Source organism: Rhodocyclaceae bacterium (assembly GCA_020248265.1).
GTDB lineage: Bacteria > Pseudomonadota > Gammaproteobacteria > Burkholderiales > CAIKXV01 > CAIKXV01.
Genome location: JADCHX010000024.1, coordinates 112,818 through 134,274 on the forward strand (window position 1 = coordinate 112,818; position 21,457 = coordinate 134,274).

At 67.9% G+C, this 21,457-nt stretch carries 20 protein-coding genes; 5 read left to right on the forward strand and 15 right to left on the reverse strand.

Features of this window, described 5'->3' with window-relative positions:
- The first annotated feature begins 25 nt into the window (after positions 1-25).
- From ING98_19300 to ING98_19310, 3 genes are read left to right on the forward strand one after another with little or no spacing between them, the layout of a single operon-like run.
- Entirely contained in the window at positions 26-421 is a 396-nt protein-coding gene (locus ING98_19300; protein ID MCA3104020.1) for a RidA family protein, read from the forward strand.
- Positions 421-1,356 carry a VOC family protein gene (locus tag ING98_19305; GenBank protein MCA3104021.1) on the forward strand — a complete coding sequence of 312 codons (936 nt, stop codon included), beginning with the start codon at positions 421-423 and terminating at the stop codon, positions 1,354-1,356. The genes ING98_19300 and ING98_19305 overlap by 1 nt, the downstream gene beginning before the upstream one ends.
- Positions 1,353-1,760 carry a DUF3592 domain-containing protein gene (locus tag ING98_19310; protein MCA3104022.1) on the forward strand — a complete coding sequence of 136 codons (408 nt, stop codon included), beginning with the start codon at positions 1,353-1,355 and terminating at the stop codon, positions 1,758-1,760. Before ING98_19305 ends, ING98_19310 begins: the two co-directional genes overlap by 4 nt.
- 18 nt (positions 1,761-1,778) lie before the next feature.
- Here ING98_19310 and ING98_19315 read toward each other — a convergent pair whose 3' ends face one another.
- From ING98_19315 to ING98_19360, 10 genes are all read right to left on the reverse strand, one after another.
- A complete protein-coding gene (locus tag ING98_19315) occupies positions 1,779-2,780 on the reverse strand; it encodes a tripartite tricarboxylate transporter substrate binding protein (protein ID MCA3104023.1) in 1,002 nt (333 codons plus the stop codon).
- Positions 2,781-2,811: 31 nt separating this feature from the next.
- A complete protein-coding gene (locus ING98_19320; protein ID MCA3104024.1) occupies positions 2,812-3,810 on the reverse strand; it encodes a tripartite tricarboxylate transporter substrate binding protein in 999 nt (332 codons plus the stop codon).
- A 102-nt stretch (positions 3,811-3,912) separates the two neighbouring features.
- The gene (locus ING98_19325; protein ID MCA3104025.1) at positions 3,913-5,565 is read right to left on the reverse strand and encodes a thiamine pyrophosphate-binding protein; all 1,653 of its coding nucleotides are present in this window, start codon (positions 5,563-5,565) and stop codon (positions 3,913-3,915) included.
- Positions 5,566-5,700: 135 nt separating this feature from the next.
- On the reverse strand, positions 5,701-6,711 hold the full coding sequence (locus ING98_19330; GenBank protein MCA3104026.1) for a tripartite tricarboxylate transporter substrate binding protein: 1,011 nt from the start codon (positions 6,709-6,711) through the stop codon (positions 5,701-5,703).
- A gap of 99 nt (positions 6,712-6,810) precedes the next feature.
- Positions 6,811-7,587 carry an SDR family oxidoreductase gene (locus ING98_19335; protein MCA3104027.1) on the reverse strand — a complete coding sequence of 259 codons (777 nt, stop codon included), beginning with the start codon at positions 7,585-7,587 and terminating at the stop codon, positions 6,811-6,813.
- Positions 7,588-7,751: 164 nt separating this feature from the next.
- The gene (locus tag ING98_19340; GenBank protein MCA3104028.1) at positions 7,752-9,128 is read right to left on the reverse strand and encodes a hypothetical protein; all 1,377 of its coding nucleotides are present in this window, start codon (positions 9,126-9,128) and stop codon (positions 7,752-7,754) included.
- A gap of 432 nt (positions 9,129-9,560) precedes the next feature.
- Positions 9,561-9,923 carry a type II toxin-antitoxin system VapC family toxin gene (locus ING98_19345; GenBank protein ID MCA3104029.1) on the reverse strand — a complete coding sequence of 121 codons (363 nt, stop codon included), beginning with the start codon at positions 9,921-9,923 and terminating at the stop codon, positions 9,561-9,563.
- Positions 9,924-9,984: 61 nt separating this feature from the next.
- Positions 9,985-10,272 (reverse strand): AbrB/MazE/SpoVT family DNA-binding domain-containing protein, encoded by a 288-nt coding sequence (locus tag ING98_19350; GenBank protein MCA3104030.1) that lies wholly within the window; start codon positions 10,270-10,272, stop codon positions 9,985-9,987.
- Between the two features lie 187 nt (positions 10,273-10,459).
- On the reverse strand, positions 10,460-11,623 hold the full coding sequence (locus ING98_19355; protein MCA3104031.1) for an acyl-CoA dehydrogenase family protein: 1,164 nt from the start codon (positions 11,621-11,623) through the stop codon (positions 10,460-10,462).
- 67 nt (positions 11,624-11,690) lie between these two features.
- Entirely contained in the window at positions 11,691-13,844 is a 2,154-nt protein-coding gene (locus tag ING98_19360) for an acetate--CoA ligase family protein (protein ID MCA3104032.1), read from the reverse strand.
- Positions 13,845-13,947: 103 nt separating this feature from the next.
- Here ING98_19360 and tsaD point away from each other — a divergent pair, with 103 nt between their 5' ends.
- Positions 13,948-14,985: a tRNA (adenosine(37)-N6)-threonylcarbamoyltransferase complex transferase subunit TsaD gene (tsaD, locus tag ING98_19365; GenBank protein MCA3104033.1), complete on the forward strand. Its 1,038-nt coding sequence runs from the start codon at positions 13,948-13,950 to the stop codon at positions 14,983-14,985.
- A gap of 27 nt (positions 14,986-15,012) precedes the next feature.
- Here tsaD and plsY read toward each other — a convergent pair whose 3' ends face one another.
- Positions 15,013-15,654: a glycerol-3-phosphate 1-O-acyltransferase PlsY gene (gene plsY / locus ING98_19370; protein MCA3104034.1), complete on the reverse strand. Its 642-nt coding sequence runs from the start codon at positions 15,652-15,654 to the stop codon at positions 15,013-15,015.
- A gap of 49 nt (positions 15,655-15,703) precedes the next feature.
- On the opposite strand from plsY, the gene ING98_19375 reads away from it, so the two are divergent.
- Entirely contained in the window at positions 15,704-16,093 is a 390-nt protein-coding gene (locus ING98_19375) for a dihydroneopterin aldolase (protein MCA3104035.1), read from the forward strand.
- A 26-nt stretch (positions 16,094-16,119) separates the two neighbouring features.
- Here the strand turns inward: ING98_19375 and ING98_19380 are convergent, their stop codons facing one another.
- The 4 genes from ING98_19380 to ING98_19395 form a co-directional block, all read right to left on the reverse strand.
- Positions 16,120-17,085 carry a tripartite tricarboxylate transporter substrate binding protein gene (locus ING98_19380; GenBank protein ID MCA3104036.1) on the reverse strand — a complete coding sequence of 322 codons (966 nt, stop codon included), beginning with the start codon at positions 17,083-17,085 and terminating at the stop codon, positions 16,120-16,122.
- 125 nt (positions 17,086-17,210) lie between these two features.
- Positions 17,211-18,170, reverse strand: coding sequence for a site-specific tyrosine recombinase XerD (gene xerD / locus ING98_19385; GenBank protein MCA3104037.1), 960 nt, complete (start codon positions 18,168-18,170; stop codon positions 17,211-17,213).
- 1 nt (position 18,171) lies between these two features.
- On the reverse strand, positions 18,172-20,328 hold the full coding sequence (locus ING98_19390; GenBank protein ID MCA3104038.1) for a TRAP transporter fused permease subunit: 2,157 nt from the start codon (positions 20,326-20,328) through the stop codon (positions 18,172-18,174).
- A gap of 21 nt (positions 20,329-20,349) precedes the next feature.
- The gene (locus ING98_19395) at positions 20,350-21,309 is read right to left on the reverse strand and encodes a TAXI family TRAP transporter solute-binding subunit (GenBank protein ID MCA3104039.1); all 960 of its coding nucleotides are present in this window, start codon (positions 21,307-21,309) and stop codon (positions 20,350-20,352) included.
- Positions 21,310-21,457 lie beyond the last annotated feature (148 nt).

Genomic DNA, 21,457 nt, shown 5'->3' on the forward strand with positions numbered 1-21,457 from the left:
TCCCGATCGCCGCGAGGACTCTCCGATGTCGATGCCGCTGTTCCACATGATCGATGGCGCGCCCGACCCGGTCGCACCGTTCAGCCACGCGGTCGAGGCCGACGGCTGGGTGTTCGTCACCGGCCAGATGCCGTTCGAGGGCCTCGCCAACGACTCGGCCTATCCCGAAGGTATCGAAGCACAGACGCACCAGGTGATGAAGAATCTGTCGACCGTGCTGGACGGCGTCGGACTGGGGCTCGAGAACGTGGTGCAGGTGCGCGTGTTCCTGCTGAAGTTCGACGAGCACTACGCGCAGATGAATGCGGCCTATGCGAGCTGGTTCGCGCCGGGCAAGCGGCCGGCACGCACCTGCGTCGGGGTCACCGGTCTCGCGCGCGGCGCGCTGGTCGAGATCGACATGGTCGCGCGGCGCCCCTGATGCTGCCGCGCCTTCCCGTGCATGACGCGCAGGTGCCCGCAGCCGGCACGCTGAACCTCGACCATGTCGCGCACTTCGTGCCCGACCGGGATGCCGCGGCCGTGGCACTGGCGCGACTGGGCTTCGCCGCCACGCCGTTCTCCGAGCAGTTCCACCGGCTGCAGGCCGACGGTCCGCTGGTCCCGGCCGGCACCGGCAACCGCTGCGTGATGCTGCGCGAGGGTTACCTGGAATTCCTCACGCCGTTCATGGACACCCCGGTCGCCAACCAGCTGCGCGAGTCGATCACGCGCTACACCGGGGTGCACTTGATCGCCTATGGTACGGCCGACGCGGAATCTGACCATGCACGACTGTCGGCTGCGGGCTTCGCGCCGCTGCCACCAGTCCGCCTGCAGCGCGAGGCGGACGCACTGTCGGGTACCACCACCGTGCGCTTCGTGGTCACGCGGACACCCCCCGGCACGATGCCCGAGGGCCGTATCCAGTTCTGCGGGCACCAGACACCCGAGGGCGTCTGGCAGCAGCGCTGGCTCGACCATCCGAACAGGGCGACGGGGCTGCGCCGGGTGTTCCTCGTGCTGCCCGACCCAGCCGAGGCGGCCACCCGCTATGCACGCTATGCCGGCATCCCGTCGGGGCTGGTGTTCGGCCCGGCCGGGACGGAGTTCGTGCAGCAGACCGCGCGCGGCGCGCTGCACCTGATGGACACCGCCGCATGGCGGGCTCGGTTCGATCCGGACCAGGCGCTGGTGCCGCCGGCCCTGCCCTGGATCGCCGGCTACGAGCTGTCGAGCGACGACATGGGTACTACCCGGGCAGCGCTGGAGGCTGGCGGTACGCCGTCCACGTTGCTGCCCGATGGCCGGTTGCGGGTCATCCTGCCGCCCGAACTCGGCGGCTTCATCCTGTTCTCGGCAGGCGACGCAGCGTGAACAGCGGCGCCTGGCTGGTCGCCATCGGGATGGCAATCGCAACCGCAGGCTGGGTTCTGCATCGCGAGCGCGCGGCGATGCCGTCCAGCGCCCTGCGCCTGCCAGCGCAGGTCGTGCAGGTCGAGCAGCGCACCATCGCCAGCGCGGATACCACCGAGACCTTGTTCGCCCCACGCATCCGCTTCCGCCATCCCGACGGGCGCGAGGGAGTCTTCGTCGCCGACGTGTGGACCCACGCCCCGCAGCATCGTTCGGGCGAATCGGTGCACGTGCTGGTGGACGAAGCAACCGGGCGCATCATCCTCGACAGCGCCTCGAGTGCCTGGGGACCGCTGGCGCTGTTCGCCGGCACCGGATTCCTGCTCGTGGCGATCGGGGTGGTGAGGCTGTTCACGCGGGCATGATTTCCGCGCCCGGCGGCATCACTCCAGCTTGATGCCCGCGTCGCGTACCACCTTGCCCCAGCGCGCTGACTCGGTACGGATGTAATCGGCGAACTCCTGCGGCGAGGCCGACAGCAGCACGTCGGTGGCGCCGGTGGCGAAGCGTTCGCGCACCTCGGGCACCGGCAGCGCCTGGTTGATCGCGGCGTGCAGCCTGCGGATCGACTCGGCCGGCGTGCCGGTCGGGACCAGGATGCCCTGCCAGCTGGTCGACACGATGTCCACGCCTTCTTCACGCAGCGTCGGCACCTTCGGGAACAGGTCGAGCCGCTTCGCGGTGGTCAGCGCGATCGGCCGCAGCTTGCCCGACTGGGCGAAGCTCATCACCGAGGTGAGGGTCTGGATGGTCACGGTCACATGCCCCGCGACCACGTCCGTCACCGCCTGGCCTGCGCCGCCCTTGTAGGGGATGTGCACCATCTTCAGGCCGTTCTGCGCGGCCAGCAGTTCCATCTGCAGGTGGCTCAGGCTGCCCGCCCCGGCCGATGCATAGTTCACCTGGCCAGGACGCGCGCGGATGAACGCGACCAGTTCCTTCGAACTGCGTACCGGAAGCGACGGATGCACCAGCAGCATCGTCGTGGTCTCGGACACCAGCCCGACAGGGGCCAGGTCCTTCATCGGATCGACCTTCAGCGCAGCGCCATAGACATGGGGGTTGATCGCCACGGCCCCGATGTTGCCGAGGAAGGTGGTGTAGCCATCCGGCGCCGAGCGCGCGACGAATTCCATGCCCAGGTTGCCGTTTGCGCCCGCCCGGTTCTCGATCACGATCGGCTGGCCGAGCTGTTCGGCGAGGCGCGGCCCGATCACGCGCGCAACGAAGTCGGACGCACCGCCGGCACCGAACGGCACGATCAGCCGGATCGGCTTCGCGGGCCACGCTGCCTGCGCGCAGACCAGCGTCGGCATCGACGCCAGCACCACCGACAGGGCGGCAGCATGCAGGGCAGGGACAGGACCACGCAGGATGTTCTTCATCGGTCAGGCTCCGCTGGAAATCGAAAAAAGTTCAGAGTTCGGCCTTGATGCCGGCCTTCTGGATGATGCGCGCGTACAGCTCGGTATCCTTGCGGATCTCCGCCGCGAACTGCTCGGCGCTGCCGTACGCGGGCTCGTAGCCCAGCTCCGCGAAGCGCTTCAGCAGTTCAGCGCCCTTCAACGCATTGTTGATCTCGCGGTTGAGGCGATCCACGATCTCGCGCGGCACGCCCGCAGGCCCGACGATGCCGAACCAGGGCGACAGCTCGAACCCCGGCAATCCGGATTCCGCCACGGTGGGCACGTCGGGGGCACCGGCGGACCGCCGCGGCGTGGTCACCGCAATCGCGCGCATCTTGCCTGCGCGGGCCTGCGCCAGCGCGAGCCCCATGTCGGCCATCATCAGGTCGACGCTGCCGACCATCAGTTCGGTCAGCGCCGGTGCAGTGCCCTTGAACGGGATGTGCACCACCTTCGTGCCGGCCACCGCGTTGAACCACTCGGCGGCGAGGCTGGACATGCTGCCGACGCCCGACGATGCGTAGTTGAGGTAGCCCGGCTTCGCCCGTGCGATCGCGACCAGTTCCTTTACCGTCTTTGCCGGCACCCGCGGGTTGACCACCAGCAGATAGGGCACGCGCGCGACATTGGCGATCGGCGTGAAATCCTTCAGCGGGCTGTACGAGAGCTTCGCGTACAGCGCCGGCGCCACCGTCATGTTGCTCGAACCACCCATGGTCAGCGTGTAACCGTCGGCGGGCGCGCGGGCACCGGCTTCTGCGCCGATGGTGCCACCGGCGCCGCCCCGGTTGTCGATGATGGCCGGCTGGCCCCAGGCTTCCGTGAGCCGGCTGCCGATCAGCCGGGCCAGTACGTCGTTCGGCCCCCCAGGCGCGAACGGCACGATGATGCGGATGGGCTTGGCGGGATACGGCGTCTGTGCGAACGCAGGCAGTGCGGCGGACAGGACGGCACAGAGCGAGAGTGCCCCGGCGATGGGCAGGGCAGTCGCTGATGACAAGGCATGCATGGAAGGACGGCTCCTGGATCGGGATCGAGCTGACATCGGAAGCAGATACCGTACCATTCCATGCAGCCGTGCGCGGGGCGCGGTGATACCTGCCCCGGGGGGTCAGAGCTCGCGGATGATGTCGAACTGCTTCGCGTACGCCGACGAATCGATGCGCGCGGCGATCAGCGTCGAACGGTCGGTGCGGGCGAACGCCTCGGCCAGCGCCTTGCGGTAATCGGCCAGGTTGTCCACTTCCGCGCACGCCATGCCGAACGCGCGGGACAGGTCGGCATAGCCGGGCGACGGGAAGTCCAGCCCGTGCACATGCTTGCCCAGCTTGCCCTGCTTTACCGTGATCAGGCTGTGTTCGTTGTCGGCGAAGATCACGTAGATGATCGGCCGCCTGACGCCACCGGCGTCGATCAGACGGCCAGTGACGAGTTCGGGCAATCGCATCAGGAAGCCGGCGTCGCCGCACAGGCACAGCACCGGACGATGCGGTTCGGCCAGCTTCACCGCCTGCGCCGCAGGCAGGCAGAAGCCCATCGTCGCCAGGCCGTTGGACATCAGGAAGTCGTGCGGGCCATACGCGTCCCACAACTCGACCGAAAGCAGCTTGTTTGCACCGACATCGGTCACCAGTACCGTGTCGCGCGGGGCGGCGTCGCGCGCCGCAAGCACGACGTCGTTGGGCGACAGACCGTCCACCGGCACGGTGAGCTGCGTGCGCACGGAATCATGGAAGCGGCTGCAATCCTCGGGCGACCACGTCGAAGCCGTGCGGGCACCGCCCGCACCGCCTGGAGCCAGCGCCTCGGCCAGGCCGGCCAGCGTGTCGGCCAGGTCGCCGATGAGTTCGGCCTCGACTGCGGCGGTCTGCTCGACATTGGGCACCCGGTCGAGCCAGAGCGCCGGGACCGGTACCTTCCAGGGCTTGGGCAGCAGTTCGACCGGATCGAAGCCTGCGAACACGATGTAGTCGCACTGTTCGAGCAGGACCTGCTCCAGCTTGCCGCCCATGAACACGCCTGCCGACCAGGGATCGTCCGCGGCGATCGCGCCCTTGGCCTTGGCCGAGGTAAGCACCGGCGCGCGCAGCACCGATGCAAAGTGCGCAAGCGTGCCGGCCGCCAGCGACAGCGCAGTGTTGCCGGCGAGGATCAGCGGCCGGCGTGCCGCACCGATCACTGCGGCTGCCTCGGCCAGCGCCGCGGCCGGCACGCGCGCCTCGTACGCAGGCTGCAGCAGGCGCAGTGGCGTGGCGGGCCGGTTCGTCTTGCCAGCCACGTTGTTCGGGAAGTCGATGAAAACCGGCCCCGGCCGCTCGGCCAGCGCCGTGCGATACGCGCGGCGCAGGCCGACATCCCAGGTGTCCTCGTGCAGCGTGATCTGCGCCTTGGTCACCGGGCGCATCATCGCCAGGTGGTCGAACTGCTGGCGCAGCGCGACCTCATGCACGCCGCCCCGGTAGCGATCGGCGATCGCCAGCACCGGCAGGCGGTCGAGCATCGCATGCGCGAGCCCGTTGGCGAAATTGGCTACCCCGGGCCCGATCGCCGACAGCGCGACGCCGACCGTCCCGGTGCGCTGGCCGTAAACGCCGGCTGCGATGATCGCCGAGGTCTCGTGCTGGGTGAGCACGAATTCGATGCCGGCCGCCTTGCTGGCGCTGACCAGCTCGGCGGTGGCACCACCGCCGGGGATGCCGAACAGGCGGTCGACACCGGCTTCCTTCAGCGCGGCAAGCAGTTGTTCTGCGATCGTGGTGCTCAATTCAGTGACCTCCGGGGATGCGGGCGGGGCGGCGGCGCTGCGCGGCGGGATCATCGGACGATGCCGCCGCAGGGGCCGTGCGGGACCCGCGATGATTCCATCACACGGCCGGCCGCGCCAGTGGCAAGTGAGCGCTCAGTTGGTGCGCGCGCCGCTCCGGCGCACGACCTCGCCCCACCGGCGGATTTCGGCGTGCACGAACGTCGTCGTGTCGTCGGGCGAAGCCCAGCGCAGGTCGGCGGTCTGCTCGCGGAAACGTGCCCGCTCGGTCGGGTCTTCGGTAAAGCGGCGGATCTCGCCGGACAGCCGGTCGAGCGCATCGCGCGGCGTGCCGGCGGTCGACAGCACCGCGTACCAGACCGGGGCTTCGTACCCCGGCACGCCGGACTCGTCGACGGTCGGCAGGTCAGGCAGCGCCGGGGAGCGTTTCGCGGTGGTCACCGCAATTGCCCGCAGCCGGCCGGCGCGCACCCCCGGCAGGTTGGCAGTGCTGCCGAAGGTAAGGTCGACATGCCCACCGATCAGGTCGGTGGTAGCCGGCACGCCGCCCTTGTAGGGCACATGGACGATGTTCGTGCCGGTCATGGACTTGAACAGCTCCCCGGCCAGGTGCTGGCTCGACCCGGTGCCGGCGGAGGCGTAGCTCAACTGCCCCGGCCGCTTGCGTGCGAGCGCGAGCAGGTCGCCGATGGTGCGCACGGGCAGCGACGGATGCACGATCACGATGTTCGGCAGGTCGGCCACGATCCCCACGCCGGTGATGTCCTTCACCGAGTCGTAGGGCAGCTTCGGCTGCAGCGTGGCGTTGATTGCATACCCGGAACTGGCCATCAGCAGCGTATGCCCGTCGGCCGGCGCCCGGGCGGTCATCTCCGCCGCGATCACGCCTGCCGCCCCCGGGCGGTTCTCGGGCAGCACCGGCTGACCCCACGCCTTCGCCATCCGCTCGGCGAGCGTGCGCGCCAGCGTGTCCGTCGTGCCGCCCGGCGTGAAGCTGATCAGGAAGCGGAGCGGCTTCGACGGAAAAGCCTGCGGCGACTGGGCCGATGCATCGGCAGCCTGGAGCAGCAGGCCGGTGGCAGCGGCAGCGACCAGTGCAGCCGCCCGCACGAAAGGCACCTTTCGCGCTCGCGAACGGATCCGCATCGTCTTCTCCTCCTGGTTGCCGAGGCAGCGCCGGATCGGGCCGGCTGCATGCGTCCGGAACGACGGCGCCTCTGCGGGCGCCTGTCCACGGCAGTCAGGTTACCAAGCCGTCGTGCCGCCGTCGACGGGGATGATCGCGCCGGTGACGAACCGGCTGGCGTCGGAGGCGAGCCACACGGCCGCACCCTTAATGTCGCTGTCGCCGCCGGGCTTGCCGAGCGGGATCTCGCGGTCGATCTTCTCCGGCCGCTCGTCGTAGACCTTGCGGTTGATGTCGGTCACGAAGAAACCCGGGCAGATCGCGTTCACGCGGATGTTGTGGCGCGCCCACTTGATCGCCAGGTCGCGGGTGAAGTTGACCAGCGCGCCCTTGCTCGATCCGTAGGCGATCGAGTTGTATGCGTCCGGGTTGCGCCCGACCAGGCCGGCGATCGACGCGATGTTGATGATGCTGCCCTTCTTCTGCTGGATCATGCGGCGGCCGAAGGCCTGGGCCAGCATGAAAGGTGCGGTGATGTTCAGGTCGAATACCTGCTGCCAGCGCTCCAGCGGCATGTCCTCGACCGGCGCGACCCAGGCGCGGCCGGCATTGTTGACCAGGATGTCCACGCCACCGAAGCGCTCCATCACCTGATCGTGCAGCGACGCCACCGCCTCGGCCTTCGCCACGTCGCAGGCGACGGTCAGCACCTCGGCACCGTACTCGCGCAGTTTCGCCTCGGCGGTGGCCAGGCGGTCAGCCTTGCGCGCGCAGATCACCACCTTTGCGCCGAACTCGGCCATGGCCTCCGCCATCTGCAGGCCGAGGCCCGTCGAGCCGCCGGTGACGACCGCCACGCGGCCGGAGAGGTCGAAGAGTTCCTTGAGAGCAGTCATGGCATCGGTCCTGTGCAGTGCAGTGCAGTGGGGTCAGGTCTAGTGCAGTGGGGTCAGGTCTTGTCTTTTGCGTGGAGGGAAAAAACGTGGGGGGTCAGGTCTTGAATTTTGCTTTCTGCAAAACTCAAGACCTGACCCCCCACATTCCCCACGGGTCTAGCGGGTTACTGGCTACCCCACGGCTTGATCGCCGCCTTGAGCTTCAAGTAGCCGTCGATGTACTTCGGACGCTTCGGATCGTAGATCGAGTCGAAGGTCGCCAGCTGGTCGTCGAGCCACTTGTGCAGTTGCGTGTGGCCCGGGTTCGCGGCCTTGTACGCGTCGTTGATCAGCACGAAGTGGATGCGCGGATCGTAGGGGTCCTTGGTGCCGCCGACCGTCTCGTCGCCGTCGAGCAGGCGGGTGAGCATCGCATCGGCCGAGCCGAGGGTCTGTTCGTAGATCGGCTCGCCGACCATGCGATACATCACGCTGGTCATGTCGCGGCCGTTCTTCATGGTGAAGCCCATGTCGGTCCAGACCTTGTTCATGTCCATGCCGGTCTTGGCGTGGTCGAGCACCATCTGGCCGAAATCGCGCAGCACCTGCGGGCCGTCGGCCATCAGGTCGGTCAGGCGGTCGCCGTCGAGATCGGTGCCAAGCACGATCGACTTGCGGTGGCGGATCACGTCATGCAGCAGCAGGCCGTAGTTGGTATCGGCGATGTGCTCGCTGATCTCGCCGGTCCAGTTCTCCATGCCGTCCTTGAAGTCCTTAGGAAGCAGCTTGACGATCGCGTCGACGTTGTCCTTGTGCTCTTCGTACGCATCGACCGAATACTGGCGCACCATCTTGAACTTGGTGCCCTTGAGCATCCAGCGCAGCAGGCCGGCGTTGATCGCGTCTTCCTGGGCCTGGGTCGGCTTCATCGCGACGCGGCCGAGCTGGCCGGTCTCGTGCACCATCTTCAGGAACAGGCGGCCGGCGTAAGCCATGCGGATGCCGGGGGTGTTCATCTCGGAGTGGACGACGCCGGTCTCCGGGTCGACCTTGAACTTCTTCTTGTCCTGCGAATAGGGCAGGCAGGGCATGCACCGAACCGCAGTGATCGGGCCGTAAGGGCGCACGTTGCAGAAGACGCCGGAGACGGTGCGCAGCGGCGCGTTGGCCGACTTGCCGAACACGACGACCTTCTTGCCACCCTCGTTCACCAGGAAGTCGCCGGCGGTGGACCACTTGATCGACGTGTAGGGCAGCTTGCCGAACCAGTCGAGGCAGGCGAGCCGGGTGTCATGGCGGTACTGCGCCATCATCGGCACGCCGATATAGGGCAGACCCAGCACGTCCAGCGCCATCAGCGTGCCATTGAGCGCGAAGGTGTCGGTGAAGGTATGCGCGACCGGCTTGACGCCACCGGCCGCGTTACCGCCTTCCCAGAGGATGGCGTCGGGGGCGCCCTCGACCTTGACGGTCGAGCGCTTGTAGATGCTGTCAAGGTACTTGAACAGGTCGCCGCTGGCTTCTTCCTGGGCGATCTTCAGCAGGTCGAGGGTTGCACTCATCTTGTGTTTCTCCGTTCGTGGAAGCGCGGCATCTGGCTGCGGTCTGGGGCTGTCGAGGCCGTATTGAAACGCCGGCGGGGGCCGTGGGCCGTCCTGGGGGGAGCCTGGCTCCGACCGCAGGCCACACGGAACAGCAGGAACCACCGCGCGGGACTGCTCTGCGGGGCCGCATGGTTGCCGCAAAGGTCTGCGGCCTGGAACTTCGGGGGCACCGGCTCAACATACCGATCATACCAAGACTGGGCGCACGGCAGCGGAGAGGCCGTCCAGGACGGCGAAGGTAGCAGGCAACCCGGACCGGTACCACTCCGACGAACGACTTCCGCACCACCGCATGCGCCGACCATGGATCGCCGCCGTGCGCCATGCAACCGACCGTTGACGCCGAGCAGGCCAGCCGTCAGCGCCGGCAAACGTGCAGCCCCTGCCGGACTACGGAGAAACGACCATCAGTCTCGGAAAGTAGGTGCTGTACGGTGCCGGATCCCGCGTCAGCACTCGCAGGTTCGCAACGGCCGCATGCGCACCGATGTAGAAATCCGGCAGCGGCTTCGACTTGGCCCCGCCGTTCTTCCGGTAACGGGCAAAGGCGGCGGCCGTCAATGATGCACACGTCCACGGCAGGGGCGTCCGCAGCGTTTCGTAGACGTCGAGCAATTCGTCCAGCGCTTCGATATCCGGACAGGGAACCAGCAACTCCGTGTAGACAATCAGGTTGACGTGCAGCGGTGACCGTTCGCTCAGCAACTGGAGGTGCTCGACCGCCCATTCGTGCCATCGACTACCCGCGTCCATGCAGTCGATCCACACGTTGGTGTCGACGAGGGTACCGGCCGCTCCGTCGTAATCTGCAAGACTAGCGGCGACTACGACCGGCAGCGGCGGGTGACTCGTCCTGGCCACGAAGGAACTCCATGATCTCGTCTGCACCGAGTTGCCTGAACTCGGGCTTCATCGACTCCCTGACCCGGGCTGCCGCAGCCCGCAGCCTGTCCCGCCGATCATCCTTTACGCCAGTAGCCACAGGGGTCATGACGATCCGCCCCCCATCGAGGCTGAACGAAACCTCGCTGCCTGGAGCGACGCCGGCGGCAACGCGAATGTGCTTCGGGATCGTCACCTGTCCCTTTTCGGTCACATGCATGATGACCCCTGTAGGAATTCCGAGTTGGAATCCTACCACCCGCGTTCCAGGCCGGGCAACCAGGCTTCGCGATCCGGCTGAACCGTTCGACCAGGTCGCCGAACATCATGCCGTGCGGACCGCCGGCGCCAGCGGCATGAGCGCCCCGCCCGGCGCGTCTCTTCGATTCGCGCGAAATCGCGTCCGTTCAGTCCTTGAGCAGCTCGCGCGCGATCAGCGACCGCTGTATTTCGGACGTCCCCTCGTAGATGCGCGTGATCCGCACATCCCTCGCCATCGTCTCGATGCCGAAGTCGCGCATGTAGCCGATGCCGCCGTGCAGCTGGATCGCCGCGTCGGCCACCCTTCCGGCCGCCTCGGTCGCATGCAGCTTGGCCATCGACGCTTCGACCGTGCCGCGGGCGCCGCTGCGGATGGTGTCGATCGCGCGCTGCACGAGCAGGCGCGAAGCATCGCGCGACAGCGCCATGTCGGCAAGCATCCATTGCAGACCCTGGTAGGCGGCGAGCTTGCTGCCACCCTGCTCGCGCGTCTTCAGGTAGTCGACGGTGCGCTCGATCAGCCGGTCCATGATGCCGCAGCAGCGGGCGGCGACGGTCACCCGCCCGGCGGTCAGCGTCTTCAGCGCCTGCACATAGCCCATGCCCTCGGGCCCGAGCAGGTTGGCGGCGGGCACTTCGCAATCCTGCATGATCACCGGCGCGGTGCCGCAGCCGTGCATGCCCATCTTGCGCTCGTTCGGGCCGACCGACAGTCCGGGAAAGTCACGCTCGACGATGAACGCCGAGATGCCCTTGGCACCCTTCGAGCGATCGGTCACCGCCATCACCGTGAACACGTTGGCGATGGTCGCGTTGGTGATGTAGATCTTCTCGCCGTTCAGGATCCACCTGTCGCCCTGCTTCACCGCGCTGGTGCGCATCGCGGCCGGGTCCGACCCCGCCTGCGGTTCGGTCAACGCGAAGCAGCCGACCCACTCGCCGGTGGCCATGCGCGGCAGGTAGCGCTGCTTCTGCTCGTCGTTGCCGAGGTCGACGATGCCCTTGGTGCTGATGCCGGTATGGTTGGCGATGACCGTAGAGAAACCGTAGTTGCTGCGGCCGAGTTCCTCTTCCATCGCGCACTTGCCGGCCAGGTCGAGGCCGATGCCACCGTAGGCCTCGGGGATGGTCAGGCCGAACAGCCCGAGGTCGCGCGCCATCGCCATCAGGTCGTCGGGGATGGTGTCGTTCTCCTCGATCCAGCGCGACCGGGTCTCGACCTCGGCCTCGATGAAACGGCGCAGTTCACGCTTGAGCAGCAGCACGTCGTCGCCCAGCCCGCGGGCGAAACCGATGTCGGCGGCGGGCATCTCGCCGGCCGGCGTCTTCATGGAGGTATCGGGTGGGGTCATGACAGCGGCTCCTGCGGAGTGGGCATCAGGCTTGCGTGTGCGGCTTGGCCAGCGCGTCGAGCGCGCGCACGCCGCGCCCCTGCTCGAGCACCACCAGCGGGTTGATGTCGAGCTCGGCCAGTTCCTGCCTCAGGTCGATCGACAACGCAGACAGTTTCAGCAGCACGTCGACCACGGCATCGACATCCGCCTTCGGGCGACCGCGTGCGCCGTCGAGCAGCGGGAAGCACTTGAGGTCGCGCAGCATCGACTCGGCCACCGAGCGGGTCAGCGGCGCGAGGCGGAACGACACGTCCTTGAACACCTCGGCGTAGATGCCGCCCAGGCCGACCATCACCGCCGGCCCGAACAACGGGTCGTTCTGCACGCCGACGATCAGTTCGGTACCGCCGGACACCATCTCCTGCACCGACACGCCGTCGATCACCGCGTCGGGCGCGTACGCCCTCGCACTGACGACGATCGCATCGAACGCGGCCTCGACGGCCGCCGCATCGGGCACGCCAATGCGCACGCCGCCAGCCTCGGTCTTGTGCGCGATGCCGGCCGACTGCACCTTCATCACCACCGGGAAGCCGATCTCCTTCGCTGCCGCGACCGCAGCCGCGCGATCCTTGGCCAGCACCTCGCGCGTGACCGGGATGCCATACGCCGAGACCAGGGCCTTGGCCTGGTACTCGGCGAGATCGGCGCTGCGGCCGGCGAGCATCGCCCTCGCATCGGGGCGCTGCAGCGACAGCACCGGTTCGGCCTTCTCCTTCGCCCGGCGGCGCTGTGCTTCGGCGAACGTGGTGAGCGCCGCCAAAGCCTTGCCGCACGACACTGGCGTCGAGAAGCGCGGCACCTTGCCTTCCTTCAGGATGCGGTAGGCCTCGGACGCGAACTTCTCGCGTGCGCTCCAGGCGGCGAGGATCGGCTTGGGCGTGCGTGCGCTCAGTTCCACCAGTTCCTTCGCGCGCTGGGTGGCGATATCGCCCTGCAGCGAGGCGAAGATGACGACGATCGAATCCACCGACGGGTCGTCGACGATGATCTGCATCGCCTGCGCCAGCATCTCGGGGTTGTTGAAGATACCCGCGGTGATGTCGATCGGGTTCTGCCACGAACCGAACGAGGGGATGATGTCCTTCAGCGCCAGTTCGCTGTCTCGGGTGAGCGGCCCAACCGACAGGCCCGACTCGACGCACTGGTCAGCCATCAGGATGCCGCCGCCGCCGGAGATGGTGACGATCGCCACCCGGTTTCCCGCCGGCCGCTTGTCGCATTCGAACACCTGGGTGTAGTCGATCAGTTCGTTCGCATCGCGTACGCGGATCATGCCGCGCTGGCGGAAAGCCGCCTCGTACAGCGCCAGTGCGCCGCCCAGGTTCGCGGTGTGCGAAGCCGCCGCGCGCTGGCCGACATCGGTGTTGCCGACCTTCCAGATCAGCACCGGTTTGTCGGCATCGAGCGCCTTGTCGCCGACCTCGAGCAGGCGATGCGCGTCCTTCACGCCCTCCATGTAGGCGCCGATGACCTTGGTCTGCGGATCCTGGGTGAACCACTCGATGAAGTCGGTGGTGGTCAGGCCCGACTCGTTGCCGGTGCTGACGATGCTGCGGAAGCCCAGGCCCGACTCTTCCGCCAGGATGATCACGCCGTAGCCGAAGCCGCCGGATTGCGTCGTCATCGACAGCGAGCCCTGGCGGAAGTTGTCGCCGGAGAACGCCGAGCCGAAGCCGGCGTAGACGTCGTCGGTGACGCCGATCATGCCCTGGCAGTTCGGCCCTACTACCGCGATGGAATACTCGCGCGCGATCGCGGCGATCTCTTTCTGCAGCGCGAGGCCTTCGGCACCGGTCTCGGCGAAGCCGGAACTGAAGATGATGCAGAACGGGATGCCCTTCTTCCCCACCTCGCGCAGCATCTGCGGCACGCGCGCGGCGGCGACGAGGATCAGCGCGAGATCGGGCACCTCGGGCAGCGATTCGACCGACGGGTAGCACTTGACGCCTTCGACCGTGTCGTACTTCGGGTTGACCGGGTACAGCGTGCCCTTGTAGCCATGCTTCGCCAGCGACCAGGCGGGCTGCCCGCTGATCGTCTTCACGTTCTGCGACGCGCCCAGGATGGCGACCGAGCGCGGGTTGAACAACCGTTCCAGGTCGGAACGGCCACCGGTATTCGTCTGCTTGCCCATCGAAAGCTCCTCCGTCATTCCGTCGATGATAGCGGATGGACCCGGCACGGACCCGCTAGAATGCCCGGCCCGGCGCGACCTGGCGCCGGCTGACGGGGATGGCATGCGGGTCCTGGGTATCGAGACATCCTGCGACGAGACCGGCGTCGCGCTGGTCGACGGCGAGCGCGGTCTGCTCGCGCACGCGCTGCACTCCCAGGTCGACCTGCACGAGGCTTATGGCGGCGTGGTGCCGGAACTTGCCTCGCGCGACCATGTGCGCCGGCTGCTGCCACTGACCCGCAAGGTGCTCGCCGAGGCCGACTGCACGCTCGCCGACCTCGATGCGATCGCGGTCACCGAGGGCCCGGGGCTGGCAGGCGCGCTGCTGGTGGGCACCAGCGTCGCCCATGCGCTCGGCTATGCGCTGCGCATCCCGGTGATCCCGATCCACCACCTCGAGGGCCACCTGCTGTCGCCGCTGATCTCGGAGCCCGACCTTGCGTTTCCCTTCGTCGCGCTGCTGGTCTCGGGCGGGCACAGCCAGTTGATGCGGGTAGGCGGCGTCGGCGACTATGAACTGCTGGGCGACACGCTCGACGACGCGGCGGGCGAGGCGTTCGACAAGACGGCGAAACTGCTCGGCCTGGGTTACCCCGGTGGACCTGCGGTGGCGAAGGCCGCCCTGGCAGGCAAGGCCGGGCGCCTGAAGCTGCCGCGTCCGATGATCGCCAGCAACGACCTCGAGATGAGCTTCAGCGGCCTGAAGACCGCCGTGCTGACGCTGGTGCGCGCGCAGCCGGCACTGACTGCGGCAACCGTAGCCGACATCGCAGCCGAGTTCCAGGAAGCGGTCACCGACGTGCTGTGCGCCAAGTCGATCGATGCGCTCGTGCGCACCGGCCTCGACACGCTGGTGGTCGCCGGTGGCGTCGGCGCCAACCTGCGACTGCGCGAGAAGCTCGATGCCGCGGCGCGCCGGCGCGGCGCGCGCGTGGTCTATCCGCCGGTCGCGCTGTGCACCGACAACGGCGCGATGATCGCCTGGGCAGGCGCGCTGCGCCTGCGCGAAGGAAGCCTGCCGGCTGCGGCCAACGATGGCGGCGCCCGCGGCTTCGGGGTGCGTCCGCGCTGGCCCCTCGATTCGCTGCAGCGTCCCTGAACACAAGGCATAGCTGCGCAGGCGCAGCTACTGCTGCGCGGTCGGACCTTCCTTGCCAGCCTTGCCACCGAAACCGCTTTCGCTACCCGACAGCAGCTTGCGGATGTTCGACCGGTGGCGCCAGACCAGCAGCACCCCGATCGCGCCGATCGTGGCGAGGTACTCGCCGGGCATGGCCAGCCACCAGGCGAGCGGCAGCGCCGCGGCAGTGGCGACCAGCGCCGCCAGCGACGACAGCTTCAACCCGACCGCCAGCACCAGCCAGATCACCAGCAGGCCCAGCCCGAGCCAGGGGTTCAGCGCGAACAGCACGCCCGCGGCAGTCGCCACGCCCTTGCCGCCGATGAAGCGGAAGAACACCGGGTACAGGTGGCCGAGGAACACCGCCAGCGCCACCAGCGCGATCGTGGTGTCGGTGTATCCCTGCGCCGGCGCGAGCCACTGCGCGAGCGCGACAGCCAGCCAGCCCTTCAGGCCGTCGCCGGCGAGCGTCAGGATCGCCGCAGCCTTGCGGCCGGAGCGCAGCACGTTGGTCGCGCCCGGGTTCTTCGAACCGTAGGTGCGCGGGTCGGGCAGGCCGAACCAGCGGCTGACGATCACGGCGAACGAGATGGAGCCGATCAGGTAGGCAGCCAGGATGATCAGCAGGTCGGCGGATGTATCGAGCATACGTCCAGTGTAGCGCGACCGCCCGATGCTCGCTAACATCGACCGGACCATGGACACCGCAACCGCATCCCTCCCCGCCCCGGACACCATCTTCATCCGGGAACTGCGCCACCAGACGCTGGTCGGGGTCTATCCCTGGGAGCGTGAGGCGACGCAGGCGGTAGAGATCGACATCGACTTCGACCTGCCGGGCCGCCATGCCGCCGACAGCCATGAACTCGCCGACACCATCGACTACAGCAAGGTGGTCGCGCGGGTGCGTGCAATCCTCGACCACCACGATGCCCAGCTGCTCGAGGCGCTCGCCGAGCTGATCGCCACCACCTTGCTTGGCGAGTTCGGCATGCCGCGGCTGCGGCTGTCGCTGGCGAAGCTGAACCTGATGCCGGGTGTGAAGAAGCTGGGGATCACGATCGAGCGGCGGGCGGCCGAAGTCTGACCCGGCGGCCAGAGGCACTGCCGGGATCAGTTGTCGATCACCACCCCGGTCGCCTTCACCAGCCGCGCATACTTCGCCAGTTCGCTGCGCAGGAACGCGTCGAACTCCTCGGGCGTGCCGCCACCGATGTCGGTGCCGACGGCCACCAGCTTCTCGCGGATCGCTGGCTCCTTCATCACCCGGTTCGCGTCGGCATTGATCTGGTTCACCAACGCCCGCGGCGTCGCGCCGGGAGCCATCAGACCGTACCAGTTGGTCATCTCGAAACCCTTCAGCCCGAGTTCTTCGAGGGTTGGCACATCCGGCAGCTGGCTGGCGCGGCGCGGGGTAGTCACCGCCAGCGCACGCAGCTTGCCGTTGCGGATGTGCTCGAGAACCGGCGGCATGGTGTCGAAGTTGAGCGACACATGGCCGCCGATCAGGTCCTGGATCGCCTGGCCGCTGCCCTTGAACGGCACGTGGATCAGCTTCGTGCCGGTGAGATTCATGAACATCTCGCCGGCCAGGTGCTGCGTGCTGCCGGTGCCCGAGGAGGCGAAGGTCAGCGCACCCGGCTTCGCACGCGCGAGCGAGATCAGTTCCTTCACCGACTTCGCCGGCAGCGACGGATGAAGCACCAGCACGTTCGGCACATAGCCGACGTAGACGACGGTCGCGAGGTCCTTCAGCGTGTCGTAGGGCATGCGCCGGAACACGTTCGGCGCGATCGCGTTCGAGTTCACATGGCCCATCAGCAGCGTGTAGCCATCGGCGGGTGCCTTTGCGACGAAGTCGGCGCCGATGGTGCCGGCTGCACCGGCGCGGTTCTCGACCAGCACCGGCTGGCCCCAGACCTCGCCCAGACGCTGACCGAGTACGCGCGCCACGAAATCGGTGCCGCCACCGGGCGCGAAGCCGACAATGATGCGTACCGGCTTGGCGGGGAACGACTGCGCAACGGCGATCGGGACAGCGCAGACCAGCGCCAACGGAATCAGCAGGGTGCGGACCACAGGTTCTCCTCCTGACGCGCCAGGCGCGTCGTCGTCACCAACTGGGAACGCCGGTCTTTGCCGACGCTGCGCATCATCGCCGATCGCGGCGGCGATCGGCAACCTTGCCGCGCTGACCGCACGGCTCAGCCGCGCGGATGGTGCTTGCGATGCACGTCCTTCAGCCGCTCGCGCGCGACATGGGTGTAGATCTGCGTCGTCGAGATGTCCGCATGACCAAGCAGCAACTGCACCACGCGCAGGTCTGCGCCGTGGTTCACGAGGTGGGTCGCGAACGCATGGCGCAGCACGTGCGGCGAGATCGCCTGCACGATCCCGGCGGTGCGCCCGTGCAGCTTGATCCGGTACCAGAACGCCTGGCGCGTCATCGCCTCGCCCCGCCCGGTCACGAACAGGGCGGTACTCTGGCGTGCACCGAGGATGTCGCCGCGCCCCTGCGCCAGGTAGCGCGCCAGCCAGGCCAGCGACGCCTCGCCCAGCGGCACCAGCCGCTCCTTCGAGCCTTTGCCCACGACCCGCACCACGCCCATCTCGCGGCTCACCTGCGGCAGGGTCAGCGATACCAGTTCGGTCACGCGCAGGCCGGTCGCGTACAGCACCTCGAGCATCGCCCGGTCGCGCAGCCCGACCGGGTGCTGGATGTCCGGCGCTTCGAGCAGTGCTTCGACCTGCGCCTCGGACAGGCTGTGCGGCAGCGCGCGCATATGCCTGGGCGCGTCGATCTCCAGCGTTGGATCGACCGGCACCCGGCCACGGACCAGCATGAAGCGATAGAAGCGCTTCATCGCCGACAGCAGCCGGCCACTGCTCGATGCACGCGCGCCGATGCGTACCCGGTGCGCCAGGTATTCGAGCAGTTCGGCCCGGCCGGCGGCCAGCAGCGTGGTCGATCGCGGCGGCTGCGCCAGCCAGTCGGCGAACTGGGCGAGGTCGCGCCGGTAGCTGTCGATCGAGTTGCGTGCCAGCCCGTCCTCCAGCCAGATCGCATCGCAGAACTCGTCCAGTTCCGCCCCTCCGGGCGCGCTGCTGGCGGCAGCAGCCCTGGCCGTCGCCCGAGCCCCCTCACCGTGGACGGAGGCTCCCATCTCAGGCGGCGCCCGCCCCGGGGGCCGGGCCAGGCGGCAGGTTACGCCGCAGGAACTGGCTCGCTGCCGCGACGGTGATGCAGGCGAAACCGAGCAGGTCGGTCACGGTCGACATGAAAATCAGCAGCACGCCGCCACCCACCAGCAGCCAGCGCTCGAACCGGCCTGTCCTGCGCAGCAGCCAGCCCTGTGCACCGGCGGCGAGCGCACAGATGCCGATCAGCGCGGTCATGCATACCCAGGCCACGTCGAGCCAGTCGCCCCCGACCGGCACCTTCAGCAGCAGGCTGACCCCGGCGGGATCGAGCACGAACATGAACGGCACGACGAACGCGGGCATCACGTACTTCCACGACTGGAGCGTGGTCTTGTAGGCATCGCCGCCGGTGATCGCCGCGGCCGCGAAGGGCGACAGTGCGGTCGGCGGCGACACTTCAGACAGCACCGCGTAGTAGAAGATGAACATGTGCGCGGCGAAGTCGGGCACGCCGAGCTTGATCAGCGCCGGTGCTGCGACCACCGCGCAGATGATGTACGAAGCCGTGACCGGCACCGCCAGGCCGACGATCCAGACGATCAGCGCGGTGAAGATGGTCGTGAACAGCAGCCGGGTGTTCGCGAACACCGCCTCGCCGGGCGACAGGCCGACCGCCTGGAACGCGGCAACGAAGCCGCCCGCGAACACCTCGGCATAGCCGATCACGATCGAGCTGAACTTCAGGCCCAGCCCGGTCAGGGTGACGATGCCTACGATGATGCCCGCCGCGGCACAGGTAACCCCGACATTGAGCATGCCGACCGTACCGTCGCGCAGCGCGAGCGCCAGCCGGGAATCGCGCAGGTTCGTCCAGAGCGCGGCGGGCCGCAGGCCGCGCGGAGAGAACAGCGCGTAGGGCAGCAGCGCGCAGTCGCGGTGCAGGAAGCTCACCGCAAAGGCGGTGACGATGGCCCAGAACACGGACGCCGTCGGCGAATAGCCCCACATCATGTAGAGGACGATCGCCACCAGCGACAGGAAGTGGAACCAGTAGGTCCTGAGCAGGTGCCATACCGACAGTGGATTGTCGACGACCGCGTCGCTGCCGCCGTACTTGCGCGCATCCAGTTCCACCATCAGGAACAGGCTGAAGTAGTAGAGCAGCGTCGGGATGATCGCCATCTGGATCACGTCCAGATACGAGATGCGCAGGAACTCGGCGATGATGAAGGCAGCCGCGCCGAGCACGGGCGGCGAGATGATCGCGCCCAGCCCGCCTGCGGCGAGCAGGCCACCGGCCGGGTTCGGCGGATAGCCGGCCTTCTTCAGCATCGGATATGCGACCGAGCCGATGGTCACCGTGGTCGCCACGCCCGAGCCCGAAGGCCCGCCGAGCAGGAACGACGCCAGCACTACGGTGCGCCCGGCATTGGTCGGCTTCGAGCCCATCGCGGCGAACGAGAAGTCGAGAAAGAACTTGCCCGCGCCGGAAAACTGCAGGAAGGCGCCGTAGATGCAGAACAGGATGATCAGAGACGAGGAGACGTCCACGGCCGTGCCATAGACGCCGTCGACCGTCATGTAGAGCGTGGCTGCCAGCCGGGAGAGGTCGTAGCCGCGATGCGTCCACGGTTGCGGAAGCCACGGCCCGGCGAACGCGTAGGCGATGAACACGGCCAGCACGACCACCATCACCCAGCCTGTGGTGCGCCGCGTCGCCTCCAGCAGCAGCAGGATCAGCAACCAGCCCATCACCACGTCCATCGTGGTCGGGGAAATGGTGCGGTAGGCGAAATCCCAGCCTTCGACCAGCACGTACACCAGCGTCGACAGGCTGGCCAGCGCTAACACCCAGTCCCACCACATCATCCGGTTGCGATAGCGGCGCGCGACCGGAAACAGCAGGAAGGCCAGGAACAGCACCAGCGCCACATGCGCGGTGCGGAAGAACTGCGCCGGCACGACCTCGATCGCGCCGTACAGGTGGAACAGCGAGACGCCGATCGCGACGAGCGTGAGGAAGCCGCCCAGCCAGCCACCGTGGCGGTGCAGGGCCCCCTCCTCGGCTTCGATCAGCTCGTTGACCTTCCGCCCGACGGCCCCGTCGAGTACCACCGCCTCGCCGGGAACGGCGGGCGCCCCGGCGGCGGCCGGCACGCCGTCCGCCCTGCCCGCCTGCATCGACACGCCGCGCGCGCCCGGCTACTTGAGCTTCACGCCCTGCTCGGCCCAGAACTTCATCGCCCCGGGATGGAAGGGGATCACGGCTGCGCCATTCAACTGCCACTTGATGTCGATGTTGCGCCCCTCGGGATGGACCGCTGCGAGTTCCGCACGCTGCTGGTAGGCGGCACGGGTGATGTTGTAGGCCATCTCGACCGGCATGTCGTCGCGCACGGCCAGGATGTTCCACACGGCGACCGCCTGCGCAGGCGTGTCCTGCCCCGGATACGACTTGGCCGGGATGGTGAGCGGCACGTAGATCGGCCCGGTGGTCTTGACCATGCCCGCCAGCGCTTCCTTCTGGTAGTCGATCAGCTTGATCTTGATGCCGGGCGTGGCGGCAAGGTCGGTGATCGCAGGGGTCGGCACGCCGCCGACGAACCAGTAGGCATCGAGCTGGCGATCCCGGATCGCACGCGTCGATTCGGCAGGCGACAGCCGGGCGCGCTTCACGTCCTTGTCAGGGTCGATGCCCACGGCCTGCATCGCGCGCATCGCCATGATCTCGGTTGCGCTGTTGGCCGGGCCGGTGGACACACGCTTGCCGCGCAGGTCGGCGATCGAATTGATGCCTGAGCCCTCGATGGTCACCAGGTGCATCGCGTTCGGGTACAGCACCATCAGCGCGCGGATGCCCATCTTGTTGCCCGAGAACTTGTCGAGCCCGTTCACTGCGTCCCAGGCGGCGTCGGTCTGGCTGAACGCGAGGTCGGCCTGGCCCTTGCCGATGCGGTACATGTTCTCCGCCGAGCCGGCTGTCGCCTCGACGTTGGCGTTGATGCCGGCATGCTTGTTCAGCAGCTGTGCAAGCCCGCCGCCGAGGGGGAAGTAGACACCACCCGTGGTACCGGTGACGATCGAGAAGGCTTTCGGCTGCGCGAACACGGATGCGGACAGGGCGACGAGCACCGCCGCGGTCATTGCGATGAGGCGTTTCATGAATGGGTTACCTCTGGATGTGAGTGCGCCCCCGCGCACGGATAGTACGGACGCTGTCCGCACGAGCGCAGGATCTCGTATCCCGCTTTCCGCTGTTGTAATAATCGAGTATAGAGAGCCAGCGGTGATCGGTGGCGGAGAAACGATG

What these genes read in the sequence shown, in the direction of transcription:
- ING98_19300 (MCA3104020.1), top strand. Translation starts at nt 26, where the DNA reads ATGTCGATGCCGCTGTTCCACATGATCGATGGCGCGCCCGACCCGGTC.
- ING98_19305 (MCA3104021.1), top strand. Translation starts at nt 421, where the DNA reads ATGCTGCCGCGCCTTCCCGTGCATGACGCGCAGGTGCCCGCAGCCGGC.
- ING98_19315 (MCA3104023.1), bottom strand. Translation starts at nt 2,780, where the DNA reads ATGAAGAACATCCTGCGTGGTCCTGTCCCTGCCCTGCATGCTGCCGCC.
- ING98_19320 (MCA3104024.1), bottom strand. Translation starts at nt 3,810, where the DNA reads ATGCATGCCTTGTCATCAGCGACTGCCCTGCCCATCGCCGGGGCACTC.
- ING98_19330 (MCA3104026.1), bottom strand. Translation starts at nt 6,711, where the DNA reads ATGCGGATCCGTTCGCGAGCGCGAAAGGTGCCTTTCGTGCGGGCGGCT.
- ING98_19335 (MCA3104027.1), bottom strand. Translation starts at nt 7,587, where the DNA reads ATGACTGCTCTCAAGGAACTCTTCGACCTCTCCGGCCGCGTGGCGGTC.
- ING98_19340 (MCA3104028.1), bottom strand. Translation starts at nt 9,128, where the DNA reads ATGAGTGCAACCCTCGACCTGCTGAAGATCGCCCAGGAAGAAGCCAGC.
- ING98_19345 (MCA3104029.1), bottom strand. Translation starts at nt 9,923, where the DNA reads ATGGACGCGGGTAGTCGATGGCACGAATGGGCGGTCGAGCACCTCCAG.
- ING98_19350 (MCA3104030.1), bottom strand. Translation starts at nt 10,272, where the DNA reads ATGCATGTGACCGAAAAGGGACAGGTGACGATCCCGAAGCACATTCGC.
- ING98_19355 (MCA3104031.1), bottom strand. Translation starts at nt 11,623, where the DNA reads ATGCCCGCCGCCGACATCGGTTTCGCCCGCGGGCTGGGCGACGACGTG.
- ING98_19360 (MCA3104032.1), bottom strand. Translation starts at nt 13,844, where the DNA reads ATGGGCAAGCAGACGAATACCGGTGGCCGTTCCGACCTGGAACGGTTG.
- tsaD (MCA3104033.1), top strand. Translation starts at nt 13,948, where the DNA reads ATGCGGGTCCTGGGTATCGAGACATCCTGCGACGAGACCGGCGTCGCG.
- plsY (MCA3104034.1), bottom strand. Translation starts at nt 15,654, where the DNA reads ATGCTCGATACATCCGCCGACCTGCTGATCATCCTGGCTGCCTACCTG.
- ING98_19375 (MCA3104035.1), top strand. Translation starts at nt 15,704, where the DNA reads ATGGACACCGCAACCGCATCCCTCCCCGCCCCGGACACCATCTTCATC.
- xerD (MCA3104037.1), bottom strand. Translation starts at nt 18,170, where the DNA reads ATGGGAGCCTCCGTCCACGGTGAGGGGGCTCGGGCGACGGCCAGGGCT.
- ING98_19390 (MCA3104038.1), bottom strand. Translation starts at nt 20,328, where the DNA reads ATGCAGGCGGGCAGGGCGGACGGCGTGCCGGCCGCCGCCGGGGCGCCC.
- ING98_19395 (MCA3104039.1), bottom strand. Translation starts at nt 21,309, where the DNA reads ATGAAACGCCTCATCGCAATGACCGCGGCGGTGCTCGTCGCCCTGTCC.